Consider the following 16,190-nt stretch of genomic DNA (forward strand, 5'->3'; position numbering starts at 1 on the left):
CCCCGGTCAACGACGGAAAGGGCAGATTGACACCCCGATCGGGCAGTCCTGCCGCTCGCCGCGCGGGGCATGCACCGTCCGGACCGGCGTCACCCACTTTGCCGAGGACGAACCGTCATACGCTCACTGACCCTGGGTACCCCGGGTAGACGCCAGGCCGCCCAACCGCCCCGATGACGGTCCCATGGGGGACGACCTCGCGGACTCCCTTCTCGGAGGACGTGGCATGAGGACCAGACGAACGACAGGGGCGACGGTGCTGGTCGCCGCCCTCGCGGTGATCACCAGCATGGGGTCGGCGGTCGGCGAGGACGACGACCCGACCGACCCGAGGACCCGCTTCGAGGGACCCGGGTTCGAGCCGGACCGAGTGGCGGTCCGGCCCGACGGCCAGCGGTACCAGGCACGGCGGTGGGACGACTCCGGACCGGTCGAGCGGCGGGTGCAGGAGCTGCTCGACCAGATGACGAACGAGGAAAAAGGCCGATCTCGCGACCGGCGACCTCAACAACTTCTTCGGCTTCTACAACGCGCCGATCGAGCGGCTCGACATCCCGGCGCTGACGATGGCCGACGGCCCGATCGGAGTCCGGGTGGCGAACCCGGAGGTCGACCGGTCGACCACCCAGCTGCCGTCGGGGTCGGCACTGGCCTCGACCTTCGACCAGCGGCTGGCCCGGCGGTACGGCGACCTGCTCGGCCAGGAGGCTTTCGACACCGGGCACAACGCGCTGCTCGGCCCCACCCTCGACATCGCGAGGACGCCGTTGTGGGGACGCGCGTTCGAGGGCTTCAGCGAGGATCCACTGCTCTCGGGGCTGATGGGCGCCGAGGTGGTGCGCGGCATCCAGAGCCACCCGGTGTTCGCCACCCTCAAGCACCCGTTCGCCTACACCCAGGAGACAGACCGGTTCGACGTCTCGGCCGAGATGAGCGAGCGCGTGCTGCAAGAGGTCTACACCCGCCCGTTCGCGATCGCCCAGGAACGCTCGCACCCGGGCTCGATGATGTGCTCGTTCAACCGGCTCAACGGCGTGCACGCCTGCGAGCACCCTGCCCTCAACCGGATCCTCAAGCAGCAGCTGCGGTTCCGCGGGTTCGTGATGAGCGACTACAACGCCACGCCCAGCACGGTCCAGGCGGCCAACAACGGCCTCGACCAGGAGCAGCCCGGGGACCAAGGGCCCGGCACCGCGAACTTCGGCGAGCGGCTGCTGCAGGCGGTGGCCGACGGCGAGGTCTCCCAGGCACGGCTCGACGACATGGCTCGCCGGATCCTGCGCACCATGGTCGGTCTCGGCCTGTTCGACACCCGCCCCGGCTACAACCCGTGGAACAAGGAGCGGAACAGCGACTTCGCCCGGCGGGTCGCCGCCCGCGCGATGGTCCTGCTGAAGAACCGGGGCGGCGTGCTGCCGATCGCCGATCGGGTGCGCTCGATCGCGGTCATCGGCCCCGACGCCGACAACATCTCCGCCCAGGGCGGCGGGTCCTCGGTCGTCAGCGTCCCCACCCGGTCGGTGAGCCCCCTGCAAGGCATCCGTCAGCGCGCTGGTGACCGGACCCGCGTCCGGTACGCCCAGGGCGTCGACGGGATCTCCGAGGGCGACCTGCTGCCGGGTCCTGCTCCCGTGCCGTCGTCCGTCCTGAGCTCGGCGCCCGGCAGCCGCGAGGACGGTCTCTCGGCGCAGTATTGGACCGACGACGGGTTCCCCGGTGGAGAGCCCTACCGCAGCGTGGTCGACCCCAACGTCAACGTGAGCTTCGGCTTCCAGACGTTCCCGGGGTTCAACGCCACCTCTCCGAAGATCCCGACGCCGGTCGGCGAGTTCCCGCTCTTCGGCGACCTCTCGGCCCGGTGGACGGGCGTCCTGACGGCTCCGGCGACGGGGGTCTACACGCTCGGCCTCACCGCTCGTGGGGATGCCACCCTCGCGATCGACGGTGAGACCTTCGTCGAGCACACCGGCGACCTCTCGTCGGTGGGCAAGCGGATCCGGCTGCGGCAGGGTCAGGAGGTCGAGGTCGAGATCGAGTACTCCGCACCGGCGCTCAACACCTACCAGGGCGGGCAGGTCCGGTTCTTCTGGAGGCACCCGGAGCGGGTGATGAGTCCGATGATGCGCGCTGCGGTGCGGCTCGCCGACCGCTCGCGGATGGCCGTCGTCGTCGTCCGCGACTACGAGACGGAGGGCGTCGACCGACCCGGCATCCACCTGCCGAAGGAGCAAGAACAGCTCATCCGACGGGTCGCTGCGGTCAACCCGAACGTCGTGGTGGTCGTGGAGACCGGTGCGGCGACGCGGGTGACGCCGTGGATCCGGGCCGTCGAGGGAGCTGTCCAGGCGTGGTACCCCGGCCAGGAGCAGGGCGCGGCCATCGCCGACGTGCTGTTCGGCGACGTCAACCCGTCCGGGCACCTGACGGCGACCATCCCCCGCAACGGAAGCGTCATCCCGGGCACCCCCGCCGGCACCGCCCGGTTCCGCGAGGGCGTCTTCGTCGGCTACCGCGGGTTCGCTCGCCGAGAGGTCAGCTACCCGTTCGGCCACGGGCTGTCGTACACGTCGTTCGACTACCGGCGGTTGCGGGTGCGCGACACGAGGGACGGCCTGCGGGTCACCTTCCGCGTGGCCAACACCGGCGACCGAGCCGGCATCGACGTGCCGCAGGTGTACGTCGGCCGGCTGCCCACCGACGCGGTGCGCACACCGCCGCGCCAGCTGGCCGGGTTCGACACGGTGCTCGTGCGGCCGGGACGCTCGGCACGGGTCCGCATCGACGTGCCGGACCAGGCGCTGTCGTACTGGGCCAGTGCCAGGGACCGGTGGGTGAAGACCCGTGGGCCGGTGACGGTCCGGGTCGGGCACTCCGCGCTCGACACCGAGCTGCGAACGCGGGTGCGGGTCCGCTGACCTGCGCTCCCGGGGACCGGCCGGCGGCCGGTCCCCGGGTTGCACCCGTCGGTCAGCGCACCCGGAACCAGGTGGAGCGCAGCCCGAAGATCGACCGGAACGTGTCGCCGGTGGGGGTCGCCGTCGCCTTGCTGCCGACGATCCGGACCTCGAGCGCGCGGCCGCCCCACCCGCCGTTGCCGTCGCGCTCGACCACGCGCAGGCGGCGGAAGTCGCCGATGTGGGGGGAACGCCTCCTCGATCGCCGTCGCCCGGAGGGTCACCCGCCACCGCCGGTTGGGGTTGCCCGACCAGGTGTCCCACGGGTCCTGCTTGGCCACCAGGTAGGGCCGGCCACCGTCGACGGTCCAGCCGCCGGTGCTGGCGGAGAACTGGGTGAACGCCGGCCGGCCGCCGTGCACCAGCACCTGGCCGCGGGTCGCGCGGATGGCGCGGTCGGACGCGGGGTGCGCGGCGGAGACGCCGCCGTAGACCTGGGACTGGGTGGTGTCCCAGACGTCGAAGTAGCCACCCCGGTCGCGGCGCTCGAACGCGGCGTAGGTCCGCGCGGCGACCGCCTGGGCCCGGACGGCGTGGGGGTGCCACAGCGCCGGCACCTCGAGCGGCACGACGCCGCGGAGGTAGGCCTCGAGGGACACCACGTTGACGGTGTTGCGGCGCTTGCCTGCGACGGCCGACCGCACCGCCCCCTGGTAGCGGGTCGCCCCGCCGGGCTTGACCAGCGTCACCACGCCCCCCGACGAACTCGGCCTCGCCCGCGACCGTGCGCACCGCCCGCCACCGGTCGGTGCGCTTCCACAGCGTGGTCGCCGCACCGCCCCTCGCGGCGGTGAGCCGCCACCGGCTCGGCGCCTGGCCGAGCTTCCAGGTGCGGCCGTTCGCCACCCGCCGCATCCGCAGGCCGGGCGTCGCCCGCACCACGACGTCGTCGCTGGTGTCGCCGGTGATCAGCACCTTGACCTTGCCGCGCGCCGTGCCCCACGTCGTACGGGGGTAGTAGAACCGCAGGATCTGGCGGTAGGTGCGCCCGTGCTCCGACGCAGCGCCCTGCGCGCCCCACTGCGACATCCCCTTGCCGTGCCCGTAGCCGCGGCCCTCCAGGGTCACCGAAGCCGGGCCGGCGGCCGCAGCGGCGGTCGACGCCCCGGACGGCGCGGACGTGGTCGTCGCGGTCAGCACGGTCGCGAGGGCGGTGGCGCAGAACGCGGCGGCGAGCACGCGGATCCGAGGCGCGGTGGTCGCAGTCATCGCTCGACCGTAGCCCGGGGCGGGTAACCAGATCCAACCGTGACGTCGTGTCCGCCTAGGATTTGGCCATGACCGAGACCCCGCAGCAGGCCCCCGACCCGACCAGCACCGGCACCGGTGCGGTCGAGGTACCGGACCGCCCTGCCCTCGAGGGCCTCGAGGCGAAGTGGGCCGCGCAGTGGAAGGACGAGCGGACCTACGCCTTCGACCGCAGCCAGCCCCGCGAGAACGTCTACGCGATCGACACCCCGCCGCCGACCGTCAGCGGCAGCCTCCACGTCGGCCACGTGTTCTCCTACACCCACACGGACCTCATCGCGCGCTACCAGCGGATGCGCGGCAAGGCCGTGTTCTACCCGATGGGCTGGGACGACAACGGGCTGCCGACCGAGCGCCGGGTGCAGAACTACTACGGCGTCCGGTGCGACCCGTCGCTGCCCTACGACGCCGACTTCACCCCCGCCCGCGAAGCCGGACCCGAAGCGGCAGATCCCGATCAGCCGCCCCAACTTCGTCGAGCTGTGCGAGCAGCTCGTCGAGGAGGACGAGAAGGTCTTCGAGTCGCTGTGGCGCACACTCGGCCTCTCCGTCGACTGGGACGTCAACTACACGACGATCGGCGCCAAGGCGCAGCGGGTGAGCCAGCGCGCGTTCCTGCGCAACCTCGCGCGCGGCGAGGCCTACCTGCAGGAGGCGCCGACGCTCTGGGACGTCACGTTCCAGACCGCGGTCGCGCAGGCCGAGCTCGAGGCGCGGGAGTACGCCGGCCACTACCACCGGGTCGCCTTCCACCGGCCCGACGGCACCCCGGTCCACATCGAGACCACCCGTCCCGAGCTGATCCCGTCGGTGGTGGCCCTGATCGCGCACCCCGACGACGAGCGCTACCAGCCGCTGTTCGGCACCACGGTCACCTCGCCGGTCTTCGGCGTCGAGATCCCGGTCCTCCCCCACCCCGCCGCGGAGAGGGACAAGGGCGCGGGCATCGCGATGTGCTGCACGTTCGGCGACCTCACCGACGTCCAGTGGTGGCGCGAGCTGCAGCTGCCGGTGCGCACCGTCATCGGCCGCGACGGCCGGTTCAGCCGGGAGACGCCCGAGTGGCTGGCCGGCGACCGCGCCGCGGCGGCGTACGAGGACCTCAAGGGCAAGACGGTCCACACCGCCCGCGAGCTGGTGGTGGCCAAGCTCCGCGAGACCGGCGACCTCGTCGGCGACCCGACGCCGACGCAGCGGATGGCGAACTTCTACGAGAAGGGGCGACAAGCCGCTCGAGATCGTCTCGACCCGCCAGTGGTACGTCCGCAACGGCGGCCGCGGAGGCCCCGGTCCGGGACGCGCTGCTCGCCCGCGGCGCCGAGATCGAGTGGGTCCCGCCGCACATGCGGCACCGCTACGACAACTGGGTCGGCGGCCTCAACGGCGACTGGCTGATCTCGCGGCAGCGGTTCTTCGGCGTGCCGTTCCCGGTCTGGTACCCGCTCGACGCCGACGGCGAGCCCGACCACACCCGGCTGCTGCTGCCGACCGAGGAGCAGCTCCCGATCGACCCGTCGACCGACGCGCCCGAGGGCTACAGCGAGGACCAGCGCGGCAAGCCGGGCGGCTTCATCGGCGACCCCGACGTGATGGACACCTGGGCGACCTCGTCGCTCACGCCCCACATCGCCGGCGGCTGGGTGGACGACCAGGACCTGTTCGACCGGGTCTTCCCGATGGACCTGTGCACCCACGCGCACGACATCATCCGCACCTGGCTGTTCGGGCGGGTCGTCCGCGCCCACTTCGAGAACGGCGTCGCGCCGTGGTCGCACGCGATGATCTCCGGCTTCATCGTCGACCCCGACCGGAAGAAGATGTCGAAGTCCAAGGGCAACGTCGTGGTGCCCAACGAGATCCTCGACAAGTACGGCGCCGACGCCGTCCGGTGGCGGGCCGCCATCGCCCGGCCGGGCCTCGACTCCCCCGTTCGACGAGACCCAGATGAAGGTCGGCCGCCGGCTGGCGATGAAGGTCCTCAACGCCTCCAAGTTCGTGCTCGGCAGCGTCGGCGCGACCGAGCTGAGCACCGTCGCCGTCACCGAGCAGGTCGACTGCGCCCTGGTGGGCCGGCTGGCCAACGTCGTCGTCAAGGCCACCGACGCGTTCGAGGCCTACGACTACACGACGGCGCTCGAGGTGACCGAGAAGTTCTTCTGGGAGTTCTGCGACGACTACCTCGAGCTGGTCAAGGAGCGCGCCTACGGCAGCGTCGAAGGTGGTGGCGGTGCCGCGACCGAGTCGGCTCGGGCGACCCTGGCGCTCGCCCTCGAGGTGCAGCTGCGGCTGCTCGCGCCGTTCCTGCCCTACGTCACCGAGGAGGTCTGGTCGTGGTGGCGGCCGGGCTCGGTCCACCGCGCCTCGTGGCCCACGGTCGCCGAGCTGGGCTCGGCAGCGGCCGAGGACGCCCGGATCATCGACGGCGTGGCCGCCGCCCTGGCCGGCGTCCGCGGCGCGAAGTCGCAGGCCAAGGTCGGCATGAAGACGCCGCTGACCCGGGTGGAGGTCCGGGGTCCGGAGAAGCTGGTCCGCGACGCCGAGCGGGCGGCCTCCGACCTGCGGGCCGCGGGCCGGATCACCGGCGACCTCGTGTTCACCGTCGACGACGCCCTCGCCGAGATCAGCGTCGACGCCACGCTCGCCGAGCAGGACGCGTAGGACCGTTCCGCCCCGGGGCGGCTCCCGCGTCCCCCTCGTTCGCGGGGATGAAATCGGTCGTCCCCGAGGACGAACCGCGTGCCCGAGCCGGCGGGTCCGCGCTGCGGGGCTCCTAGCCTCCGCGGCATGAAGACGAACACGAGACCCCGCGTCACGCCCTCCTTCGTCGTCGCCTGCGCCGCACTGGTGCTGGCAGCGATCACCGGCGTCGCCACGGCCGCGCCGCTGATCAGCGGTCGCGACATCGCCAAGAACGCGATCACGACCAAGCACATCAAGGACAAGGCGGTCCAGACCGCCGACCTCGCGCCCAAGACCCGGAAGGCGCTCCAGGGCCGCAAGGGCCCGGCCGGGCGCGACGGCGTGAGCGGCTACCAGGTCGTCACCGGTGACAGCGCGGCCTCGGAGGGCACGGAGGACTGGATCCACGTCGACGTCGCCTGCCCCGAGGGCAAGAAGGCGCTCGGCAGCAGCGTGACCTGGGTCTACGTCGGCAACGACGCCTACAGCCCCGCCGTCCTCTACCGCTCGCCCAGCACGGCGACGCTCAACGCGACCGCCACCGGCTACTCGTTCCGCGGCTCCCCGCTCTGGGACGACTTCGTCCTCCGCGGCAGCGTGACCTGCGCGACCGTCCGCTGACCCGACGACCGACAACTACCCGACGACCTCGAGCGCGAGCCGGTAGGCGCGCTCGAGGTCGTCGGCACCCCGCACGACTGAAATCTCTACTCTCGAGGCGTCGACAATCGAACATGCGTTCGATAGGATGGGCGCATGCCTTCTCCCGACGCCCGCTCCTCGGCCGCTGCAGCGGTCGAGGCTGCCGCGGCGGTGGCACAGGTCGACTTCGACGCCGTGGGCGGGCAGGACCTGCTCGAGGTCGCGGTGCTGCTGGGAAAGGTCAAGAACCAGGCCGACGCCGCCCTGGTGCGGATCACCGAGCGGCTGGGTGCCACCGGCTCAGCCGAGGCCGCCGGCTGGGCCTCGACCAAGGACTTCCTCACCCACGCCCTCGGCGGCCGCAAGGGCGCCGGCGCGGCCTACGACCGGGTCGCCAAGCAGACCGCCGAACTACCGGCGGTGCGCGCGGCCATGGCCGCCGGTGACCTCTCCCTGGCCCAGGCCGGCGCGATCGGCGGCCGGGTCGCGACCCTGCCCCGGGTGCCCAAGCTGCGCACCGGTGCGGCCGCGGTGCTGGTCGACCTGGCCCGCACCGAGGGCCGCGACGCCACCGACCTCGACCAGGCGTTCCCCGGCGTGGTCAACCAGCTCGACCCCGAGGGCCGGGTGCTGGGCTCGGACCGGGACAAGGAGCTGGAGGAACGCGGTGTCCACCACGCCCGGTTCCTCTCCTTCACCAACGACACCCTCGGCGGCGTGCGGATCAAGGGCTACGCCAGCCTCGAGGAGGCCGAGCTGGTCAAGGCCACCCTGATGCCGCTGGCCGCACCCGTGGTCACCGACCGCGGCGCCTGCGGCGGCGACCCCGACAACATCAGCCGCTTCGACGACCAGGGCCGCCGCCTCGGACGCCCCTGCCCCACCCCCGGCTGCGCGCACGACGGCAAAGACCCCCGCGACGCCGGCGCCCGGATGTGGGACGCACTGGTCGAGACCTGCGACCGGCTCCACGCCACCGACTCCCTGCCCCACGCCCACGGCTCCACCGCCCGGATCTTCGCCACCACCACCCTCGACGACCTCCGCCAACAACTCCCCGACGACCGGCGACCGCGCCGCGGACGTCAACCCGGCATCGGCGGCACCCTGCCCTCCGGAGAGACCCTGTCCGCAGCCGCCGTACGCCGCCTGGCCTGCGACGCCGAGATCATCCCCGCCGTCCTCGGCAGCCAGAGCCAGGTCCTCGACGTCGGTCGCGCCAGCCGCCTGGTCACCGCCGCGATCTGGCTCGCCCTCGTCCTGCGCGACCAGCACTGCGCCTTCCCCGGCTGCAACCGCCTCCCCATCGCCTGCGACGCCCACCACATCCTCCACTGGGCCGACGGCGGACCCACCAGCCTCGACAACCTGGTGCTGCTGTGCCGCAAGCACCACACCCTCGCCCACCGCACACCATGGCAAGTCCAGATCCACCCCGACACCCGCCGACCCATCTGGACCCCACCACCACCAGTCGACGACACCAGCAGGTGCCCCTACCGCCCCGCCCAACGACCACCACCCAAGGCCGCCTGAGGGACGACCGCACCCGCGCCCGCGGCCGCCCTACCGGACCACGTAGGCGCGGACCACCTCCTGCTCCGCCGTGCTGACCTCGGCGTCTACCCGACGACCTCGAGCGCGAGCCGACAGCCGCGCTCGAGGTCGTCGCGGTCACCGAACAGCTGGAACCGGGCGTTGCCCGCGTCGAGGTAGGCGTCGATGCGGAACGCGGCGTCCACAGGGTCGGCCACGCCGGCGGCGCGCAGCTCACCCTCGAGCAGGTCGAGCCACTCGCGCTTGAGCCGTCGTACGGCGTCGGCAACCGGTCCCTCACGGTGGCCGTACTCCACCGACGTCGTCGCCAGGAAGCAGCCGCCGGGGAACACCGCCGACCCGAGGTAGGCGCGCCAGGACTCGAGGATCCCCCACGAGCCGGTCCCGCCCTGCGGGGCGCTCCCACGCCGGACCGATCACGTGCTCCTGGTAGATCCGCCGCGCCTGGGCGACGGCCGCGACCTGGATCGCCTCGCGGGAGCCGAAGACCGTCATGATGCCGCTCTTGCTCACCCCGGTGCGCTCGGCGAGCCCGCCGACACTGATCGAGTCGAGCCCGCTGACCGTCGCGATCATCGCCGCCTCGCGCGCCACCCGCCGCCGCGTGACGTCGCCGCGGGCCCGCCGGCCGTCGGTGGTGGTGTCGGTCGTCACGCCGACCAGTTTATACGACCGACTGGACGCAAACCACGGCTCGACGCTACGCTCCTCTCACAACACGACCGATCGGTCGTAGAGTTAGGAGGGAGCCCTCATGATCGACACCAGCACCGGCGTCGTCGTCCGGCAGCGGGTGCACGTCGCCGACCTCGACGCGTTCGGCATGCTCTACCACGCGCGCTTCGCCACCCTCTTCGACAACGCCGTCCAGGACTTCTGGCTCGACGCCGGGTGGCAGATCGACCCGGCCGAGGCGGTGCTCGTCATCCGCGACCTGCAGCTGACCTACCACCAGCCCGTGCTCGGCATCGGCGACGTCGACGTGCACTTCTGGGTCGAGCGCGCCGGCACGACCAGCGTCACCTACCGGTTCCAGGTCCTCTCGGCCGACCGCACCGTGCGTCACGCCGACGGCCACCGGGTCGTCGTGTTCCTCGACGGCCGGACGCTGCGGCCGACACCGATCCCCGACGACGTCTGGGACCTGGCTGCCCCGCTGCTCGCGCCGGGGGTCACCCGGCGGCGTGCGGCCTGAGCGTCAGGCGGACTTCTTCTTCTTGGTCTCGCGGAGGACGAGCGTCGGGGCGACGTCGTCGTCGACGACCTCGCGGGTCACCACGACCTTGGCGACGTCGCCGCGCGACGGGACGTCGTACATCACGTGGAGGAGGACCTCCTCGATGATGGCGCGCAGGCCGCGGGCACCGGTGCCGCGCTCCATCGCCTTGTCGGCGACGGCCTCGATGGCGTCCTGGGTGAACTCCAGCTCGACGCCGTCGAGCTCGAAGAGCTTCTGGTACTGCTTGACCAGCGCGTTGCGCGGCTCGGTGAGGATCTGCACCAGCGCCTCGCGGTCGAGCTTGGACACGCTGGCGATCAGCGGGAGCCGGCCGATGAACTCGGGGATCAGGCCGAACTTGGTGAGGTCCTCGGGGCGCACCTGGGCGAGCAGGTCCTCGGCGTCGCGCTCCTCCTTGCCGCGGACCTCCGCGGTGAAGCCGAGCGTCTTCTTGCCGACCCGCTGCTCGATGATGTGCTCGAGCCCAGCGAACGCACCGCCCACGACGAACAGGATGTTGGTCGTGTCGATCTGGATGAACTCCTGGTGCGGGTGCTTGCGACCGCCCTGGGGCGGCACCGAGGCGGTGGTGCCCTCGATGATCTTCAGCAGCGCCTGCTGCACGCCCTCGCCGGAGACGTCACGGGTGATCGACGGGTTCTCGGCCTTGCGGGCGACCTTGTCGATCTCGTCGATGTAGATGATGCCGGTCTCGGCCTTCTTGACGTCGTAGTCGGCGGCCTGGATCAGCTTGAGCAGGATGTTCTCGACGTCCTCGCCGACGTAGCCGGCCTCGGTGAGCGCGGTCGCGTCGGCGATGGCGAACGGCACGTTGAGCATCCGCGCCAGCGTCTGGGCGAGGTAGGTCTTGCCGCAGCCGGTGGGGCCGATCACCAGGATGTTGGACTTGGCGACCTCGACCACCTCGTCCTTGCTGTGCTTGCCGGAGACCGGCTGCACCCCCGCCTGCACCCGCTTGTAGTGGTTGTAGACCGCGACCGCCAGCGACTTCTTCGCCTGCTCCTGGCCGATCACGTAGGAGTTGAGGAAGTCGAAGATCTCCTTCGGCTTGGGCAGCTCGTCGAGACCCACCTCGGTGCCCTCGTTGAGCTCCTCCTCGATGATCTCGTTGCAGAGGTCGATGCACTCGTCGCAGATGTAGACACCCGGACCGGCGATCAACTTCTTGACCTGCTTCTGGCTCTTCCCGCAGAAAGAGCACTTCAGCAGGTCGCCTCCGTCACCGATGCGTGCCACGGGTGGAACTCCTCACGTCGATCGAACTCTCCGACGGTACCCCGTGCCGCCCCCGGCGTGGGGACGGACACGAGGTGCGGGTCGGCGCGGTCATGGTCGCTTCCGGTGGTCGGGGCAGCGCCGTGGACGCCGCCCCGGACGGTCAGGTGAGTGCGGGCACGCCCTTGAGCGAGGCGAGCACCGAGTCGATGAGACCGTACTCGATCGCCTGCTCCGCGGTGAGGATCTTGTCGCGCTCGATGTCGCGGCTGACCTCGTCGGTGGACTTCCCGGTGTGGTCGCTGATCATCTTCTCGAGCAGCTCACGCATCCGGATGATCTCGTTGGCCTGGATCTCGATGTCGGAGGTCTGGCCGAACGTGCCCTCGGTGTAGGGCTGGTGGATCAGGATCCGGCTGTTGGGCAGCGCCAGCCGCTTCCCCTTGGCGCCGGCGGTGAGCAGCACCGCGGCCGCGGAGGCGGCCTGACCGATGCACACCGTCTGCACGTCGGGCTTGATGAACTGGATCGTGTCGTAGATCGCGGTCAGCGCGGTGAACGAACCGCCCGGGCTGTTGATGTAGATGCTGATGTCCTGGTCGGGGTTCATCGACTGCAGGCACAGCAGCTGGGCGATCACCGCGTTGGCCACGTCGTCGGAGATCGGCGTGCCGAGGTAGATGATCCGGTCCTCGAACAGCTTGGCGTAGGGGTCGATGCGCCGGAAGCCGTACGACGTCCGCTCTTCCCACTGGGGGATGTAGTAGTTCATGTCCTCAGTCCTTCTTGTGGGCCGGACGACCCTCGTCGGAGGCTTCCTTGGCGCTGGCGATCACCTTGTCGATGAAGCCGTACTCGAGTGCCTGGTCGGCGGTGAACCAGCGGTCGCGGTCGGCGTCGGCGGTGACCTGCTCGACGCTCTGACCGGTGTGCTTGGAGATCAGCTCGAGCAGCACCTTCTTGATGTGCAGCGACTGCTGGGCCTGGATCTTGATGTCGGAGGCCGAGCCGCCCATGCCGGACGACGGCTGGTGCATCATGATCCGCGCGTGCGGCAGGGCGTAGCGCTTGCCCTTCGTGCCGGCGCAGAGCAGGAATTGGCCCATCGACGCCGCGAGGCCCATGCCGACGGTCGCCACGTCGTTGGGGATGTAGTTCATGGTGTCGTAGATCGCCATGCCGGCGTCCACGGAGCCACCCGGGCTGTTGATGTGGAGGAAGATGTCGGCCTCGGGGTCCTCCGCCGACAGCAGCAGCAGCTGGGCGCAGATCGCGTTGGCGTTCTGGTCGCGGACCTCGGAGCCGAGGAACACGATGCGCTCGCGGAGCAACCGGCTGTAGATGTTGTCGTCGAGCAGGTTGAGCCCGGCCGCGCCGTTCATCTCGGGAGCACTGGGATTCTGAGTCACGGGGCCGACCCTAGCCGTCCCCGGACCCGGATCCACGGGATCTCGGCCCCTGTTCGCCGACAGCGGACACGGGCCGCGGCCGGACGTCATACGCCCGGGGCCACCGGTGGCCCGGGGCGTATGACGTCCCGAGGGTCGCCGTCACGGGACCTGGCGCCGCACCTCGCAGGTGTCCGCCCGGTCCCGGCCGGCACCGCCGATGCAGGTGTCGCGTCCGGCGCCGCCGGACAGCCGGTCGGCACCGCCCCTCACCGAGGAGCCGGTCCTTGCCGCCGCCACCGCAGATCACGTCGTCGCCCCCGCGGCCGCGGATCGTCTCCGCCCGCGGGGTGCCGAGGATGACGTCGCGGCGGGCGGTCGGTCGCTGGCCCTTCGCGAGGTCCACGGTCACCCGCAGGCCCTTGCAGGTGGCCGTCGGCTGGGGGTTCGGCTGGGGGTTCGGCTGGGGCTCCGGGTCGGGATCCGGCTCGGGCTCCGGGCCCGGCCCGCCGCCCGGCACCGTGAACGACTGCACCGGGCCCGAGCGGGCGTCGCCGCCGCCGGGCTGTCCGGGGTCGAAGACCCCGCGCCAGTAGTAGGTGCGGCCGGCCCGCAGCGTCACCCCGGGCTCGTCCCAGTCGGTCCAGGCGGACGCGGTGGCCTGGCCGGCCTGGAGCGGGACCGACGCGACCGGGCTCAGGTCGTTCGCCGCAGTGCCGAGCTGGAAGGTCAGCGTCCCGGCGACCCCGCGCAGGTCGGTCACACCGAACTCCGAGTAGAGGCCGTACCGCGTCGGCTGCCCGCCAGGCGTCTGCGCTGCCTGCTTGGTCGACGGCGTCGGGTAGGTGACCTTCGGGTCCGGCGGCGGCTGGGGCGCACCGAAGACGAACATCGTGGCCGGCAGCTGGAGCGTGGGGCTCGCGTTGCCGTCGGCCGTCCACAGCGTCACCGACCAGTTGGTCCCGGTGTGTGGCCGGTCGGCGCGCACGGGCACCCGGATCTCGAAGTCGACGCCCTGCGGGATCGGCCAGACCGAGGGGTAGTCGCCCTGGTTGCGGTTGTAGTAGGCGCCGTTGGCGTCGAGGTGGTCCCAGCCGGGGCAGTTGTTGTTGGGCGCGTTGCCGCCGGCCCCGTTGACGTAGCACTGGATCGGGTGGTCGCGGGCGAAGCTCGCCCCCGCGGGCAGGTTGAACGTCGGTTGCACCAGGGTCCCCGCGCACGGGTTGCCGAGGCCGAAGACCTGGACGTGGACGTAGAACACCTCGCCCACCTTGGGCTGGTCGGTAGCCAGGTCGACCGCGTGCCCGGCGTAGGCCCCGATCCCGTTCTCGTAGTACGGCGAGCCCCAGATCACCGACGGGCAGTTGAGCACCCGCGTGTAGCGGGCCGCGCCGTCGTTCCACTCCACCGCCGCCTGCGCGGTCGGGGCGGCGGGGATGCCGAGCACGGTGAGCACCACGGCGAGCAGCGCCGCGGCGCCGAACCGCCGCTGCCGGGTCCTGGGGTTCCTGGGTCGCTTGGTCACGGCGTGACGGTAGGGACGGAGGGGCACCCCGCGCCTCGTCCCACGGACGCAACCGGGTGCGCCTCAGGGATGAAAAACGTGCGCCGGACCGCCCGAAAACGCCGGTACGGCGGCCCGCCGGGGCCGCCGTACCGGTTCGCTGCTCTAGGGAGCGGTCACTCCTTGGCGTCGCCCTCGGCGGGCTCGTCGCCCCTCGGCCGCCTCGTCGGCGACCAGCTCGGCCGGGGCGTTGACCGGGGCCTCCGCGGCCTCCCTCCTCGGGGTCGCCGATGCTGCCGTCCGAGCGGAGGTTCTGCAGCTCGACGACGTTGCCGGAGGCGTCCTTGACGGTGGCGCCCTCGACCAGCTGGGCGAGCGCCTTGCCGCGGCGGATCTCCTGCACCAGCTCGGGCACGTGGTTGTGCTCGAGCATGTGGTTGACGAACTCCTGCGGGTCCTGCCCGGACTGCTGGGCCCGGCGCATCATGTGCTCGGTGAGCTCCTGCTGGTCGACGCCCACCTCGGCCTTGTCGGCGATCTCGTCGAGGAGGAACTGGGCGGCGACGGCGTCGCGGACCCGGCGCTCGAGGTCGGCCTCGAACTCCTCCTGGGTCTGGCCCTCGTCCTCGAGGTACTTCTCCAGCGTCATGCCGGCGAACGTGAGCTGCTGCTCGACGCTCTGGCGGCGGGCGTTGAGCTCCTCGGTGACGATGCTCTCCGGCAGCGGCACCTCGACCCGGTCGAGCAGCGCCTCGAGCACCGCGTCGCGAGCAGCGGCAGCCTGCTCCAGCCGCTTGCCGCGCACCAGGCGCTCGCGGACGTCGTCCTTGAGCTCGTCGAGGGTGTCGAACTCCGAGGCCATCGTGGCGAAGTCGTCGTCGAGCTCGGGGAGCTCCTGCTCCTGGACCTGCCCGACGGCGACCTGCACCTCGACGTCCTCGCCGACCAGGTCGCCGCTGACCAGCTGGGTGGTGAAGGTCTTCTCGTCGCCGGCGGACATCCCGACCAGCGCCTCGTCGAGGCCGTCGATCATGCCGCCGCGGCCGACCTGGTAGGAGAAGCCGCTGATCTCGGCGCCCTCGACGGGCTCCCCGTCCTTGGTCGCCCGCAGGTCGATGACCACGAAGTCGTCGTCCTGGGCCGGCCGCTCGACGTCGATGAGGGTCGCGAACCGCTCCCGCAGCGCCGACACCTGCTCGGTGACGTCGTCGTCGGAGACCTCCACGTCGTCGACCGTGGCCTCGAGGCCCTCGGTGTCGGGCACGGTGATCTCGGGGCGGATGTCGACCTCCGCCACGAACTCCAGCGTCTCGTTGTCCTCGAACTTGGTGACCTCGATCTCGGGCTGCGCGAGCGGGGTCAGCGAGTTCTCCTGGAGCGCCTCGACGTACGCCTTCGGCAGCACCTCGTTGACGGCCTCGTCGAGGACGGCGCCGCGGCCGACCTGGCGGTCGATGATCTGGGGGCGGCACCTTGCCGCGGCGGAAGCCCGGGATGTTGATCTGCTGGGCGATCTTCTTGTACGCCGCGTCGAGGCTCGGCTTGAGCTCCTCGAAGGGCACCTCGACGGTCAGCTTGGCCCGGGTCGGGCTCAAGGTCTCGACGGCGCTCTTCACAGGTTGTCTCCTACGTGTTGCTGGTGTGTTCGGACGGCGTGGCTGCGCTCAGCGCTGAGCGGGTCGGGGCGACAGGACTCGAACCTGCGATCTCCTGCTCCCAAAGCAGGCGCGCTAGCCACTACGCTACGCCCCGCCAAGAGGCAC

12 protein-coding genes, 1 tRNA gene and 3 pseudogenes are annotated in these 16,190 nt (G+C 71.5%); 6 read left to right on the forward strand and 10 right to left on the reverse strand.

The window, feature by feature from the left end; all coding sequences use genetic code 11:
- Positions 1-551: 551 nt before the first annotated feature.
- Positions 552-2,915 (forward strand): glycoside hydrolase family 3 C-terminal domain-containing protein, encoded by a 2,364-nt coding sequence (locus MF408_RS02885; RefSeq protein ID WP_275693427.1) that lies wholly within the window; start codon positions 552-554, stop codon positions 2,913-2,915.
- A 52-nt stretch (positions 2,916-2,967) separates the two neighbouring features.
- Here the strand turns inward: MF408_RS02885 and MF408_RS02890 are convergent, their stop codons facing one another.
- A complete protein-coding gene (locus MF408_RS02890) occupies positions 2,968-3,111 on the reverse strand; it encodes a hypothetical protein (RefSeq protein ID WP_240250191.1) in 144 nt (47 codons plus the stop codon).
- A 567-nt stretch (positions 3,112-3,678) separates the two neighbouring features.
- Between MF408_RS02890 and MF408_RS02895 the strand changes: the two genes are divergently transcribed.
- From MF408_RS02895 to MF408_RS02910, 4 genes and pseudogenes are all read left to right on the forward strand, one after another.
- Positions 3,679-3,912 carry a hypothetical protein gene (locus MF408_RS02895; RefSeq protein ID WP_240250192.1) on the forward strand — a complete coding sequence of 78 codons (234 nt, stop codon included), beginning with the start codon at positions 3,679-3,681 and terminating at the stop codon, positions 3,910-3,912.
- A gap of 319 nt (positions 3,913-4,231) precedes the next feature.
- Positions 4,232-6,860, forward strand: a pseudogene (valS, locus tag MF408_RS02900) (valine--tRNA ligase).
- A gap of 126 nt (positions 6,861-6,986) precedes the next feature.
- Entirely contained in the window at positions 6,987-7,502 is a 516-nt protein-coding gene (locus MF408_RS02905) for a hypothetical protein (RefSeq protein WP_240250193.1), read from the forward strand.
- 135 nt (positions 7,503-7,637) lie between these two features.
- Positions 7,638-9,059: an HNH endonuclease signature motif containing protein gene (locus MF408_RS02910; protein WP_240250194.1), complete on the forward strand. Its 1,422-nt coding sequence runs from the start codon at positions 7,638-7,640 to the stop codon at positions 9,057-9,059.
- A gap of 86 nt (positions 9,060-9,145) precedes the next feature.
- On the opposite strand, the gene MF408_RS02915 is transcribed toward MF408_RS02910, so the two are convergent.
- Together MF408_RS02915 and MF408_RS02920 are read right to left on the reverse strand one after the other, a co-directional pair.
- Positions 9,146-9,376, reverse strand: coding sequence for a hypothetical protein (locus MF408_RS02915; RefSeq protein WP_240250195.1), 231 nt, complete (start codon positions 9,374-9,376; stop codon positions 9,146-9,148).
- Positions 9,357-9,734 carry a TetR/AcrR family transcriptional regulator gene (locus tag MF408_RS02920; protein ID WP_240250196.1) on the reverse strand — a complete coding sequence of 126 codons (378 nt, stop codon included), beginning with the start codon at positions 9,732-9,734 and terminating at the stop codon, positions 9,357-9,359. Before MF408_RS02920 ends, MF408_RS02915 begins: the two co-directional genes overlap by 20 nt.
- A gap of 100 nt (positions 9,735-9,834) precedes the next feature.
- Here MF408_RS02920 and MF408_RS02925 point away from each other — a divergent pair, with 100 nt between their 5' ends.
- Positions 9,835-10,275 carry a thioesterase family protein gene (locus MF408_RS02925; RefSeq protein WP_240250197.1) on the forward strand — a complete coding sequence of 147 codons (441 nt, stop codon included), beginning with the start codon at positions 9,835-9,837 and terminating at the stop codon, positions 10,273-10,275.
- Between the two features lie 3 nt (positions 10,276-10,278).
- Here MF408_RS02925 and clpX read toward each other — a convergent pair whose 3' ends face one another.
- From clpX to MF408_RS02955, 7 genes and pseudogenes are all read right to left on the reverse strand, one after another.
- Positions 10,279-11,556, reverse strand: coding sequence for an ATP-dependent Clp protease ATP-binding subunit ClpX (gene clpX / locus MF408_RS02930; protein ID WP_240250198.1), 1,278 nt, complete (start codon positions 11,554-11,556; stop codon positions 10,279-10,281).
- A 142-nt stretch (positions 11,557-11,698) separates the two neighbouring features.
- Entirely contained in the window at positions 11,699-12,307 is a 609-nt protein-coding gene (locus MF408_RS02935; RefSeq protein ID WP_240250199.1) for an ATP-dependent Clp protease proteolytic subunit, read from the reverse strand.
- Positions 12,308-12,311: 4 nt separating this feature from the next.
- The gene (locus tag MF408_RS02940) at positions 12,312-12,917 is read right to left on the reverse strand and encodes an ATP-dependent Clp protease proteolytic subunit (RefSeq protein ID WP_240251610.1); all 606 of its coding nucleotides are present in this window, start codon (positions 12,915-12,917) and stop codon (positions 12,312-12,314) included.
- Positions 12,918-12,954: 37 nt separating this feature from the next.
- Entirely contained in the window at positions 12,955-14,448 is a 1,494-nt protein-coding gene (locus MF408_RS02945; protein WP_240250200.1) for a hypothetical protein, read from the reverse strand.
- A 397-nt stretch (positions 14,449-14,845) separates the two neighbouring features.
- Positions 14,846-15,832 (reverse strand): annotated as a pseudogene (gene tig, locus MF408_RS02950) (trigger factor); the annotation flags it as partial.
- A 118-nt stretch (positions 15,833-15,950) separates the two neighbouring features.
- Positions 15,951-16,043 (reverse strand): annotated as a pseudogene (locus tag MF408_RS26545) (hypothetical protein); the annotation flags it as partial.
- 63 nt (positions 16,044-16,106) lie between these two features.
- A tRNA-Pro gene (locus MF408_RS02955) sits at positions 16,107-16,179 on the reverse strand.
- Positions 16,180-16,190: the final 11 nt, after the last annotated feature.

The organism is Nocardioides sp. TF02-7 (assembly GCF_022437945.1).
Taxonomy (GTDB): domain Bacteria; phylum Actinomycetota; class Actinomycetes; order Propionibacteriales; family Nocardioidaceae; genus Nocardioides.

Excerpts from the sequence above, each read along its gene's own strand:
- MF408_RS02905 (WP_240250193.1), top strand. The coding sequence starts at position 6,987 with ATGAAGACGAACACGAGACCCCGCGTCACGCCCTCCTTCGTCGTCGCC.
- MF408_RS02935 (WP_240250199.1), bottom strand. The coding sequence starts at position 12,307 with ATGAACTACTACATCCCCCAGTGGGAAGAGCGGACGTCGTACGGCTTC.
- MF408_RS02940 (WP_240251610.1), bottom strand. The coding sequence starts at position 12,917 with ATGAACGGCGCGGCCGGGCTCAACCTGCTCGACGACAACATCTACAGC.
- MF408_RS02910 (WP_240250194.1), top strand. The coding sequence starts at position 7,638 with ATGCCTTCTCCCGACGCCCGCTCCTCGGCCGCTGCAGCGGTCGAGGCT.
- MF408_RS02925 (WP_240250197.1), top strand. The coding sequence starts at position 9,835 with ATGATCGACACCAGCACCGGCGTCGTCGTCCGGCAGCGGGTGCACGTC.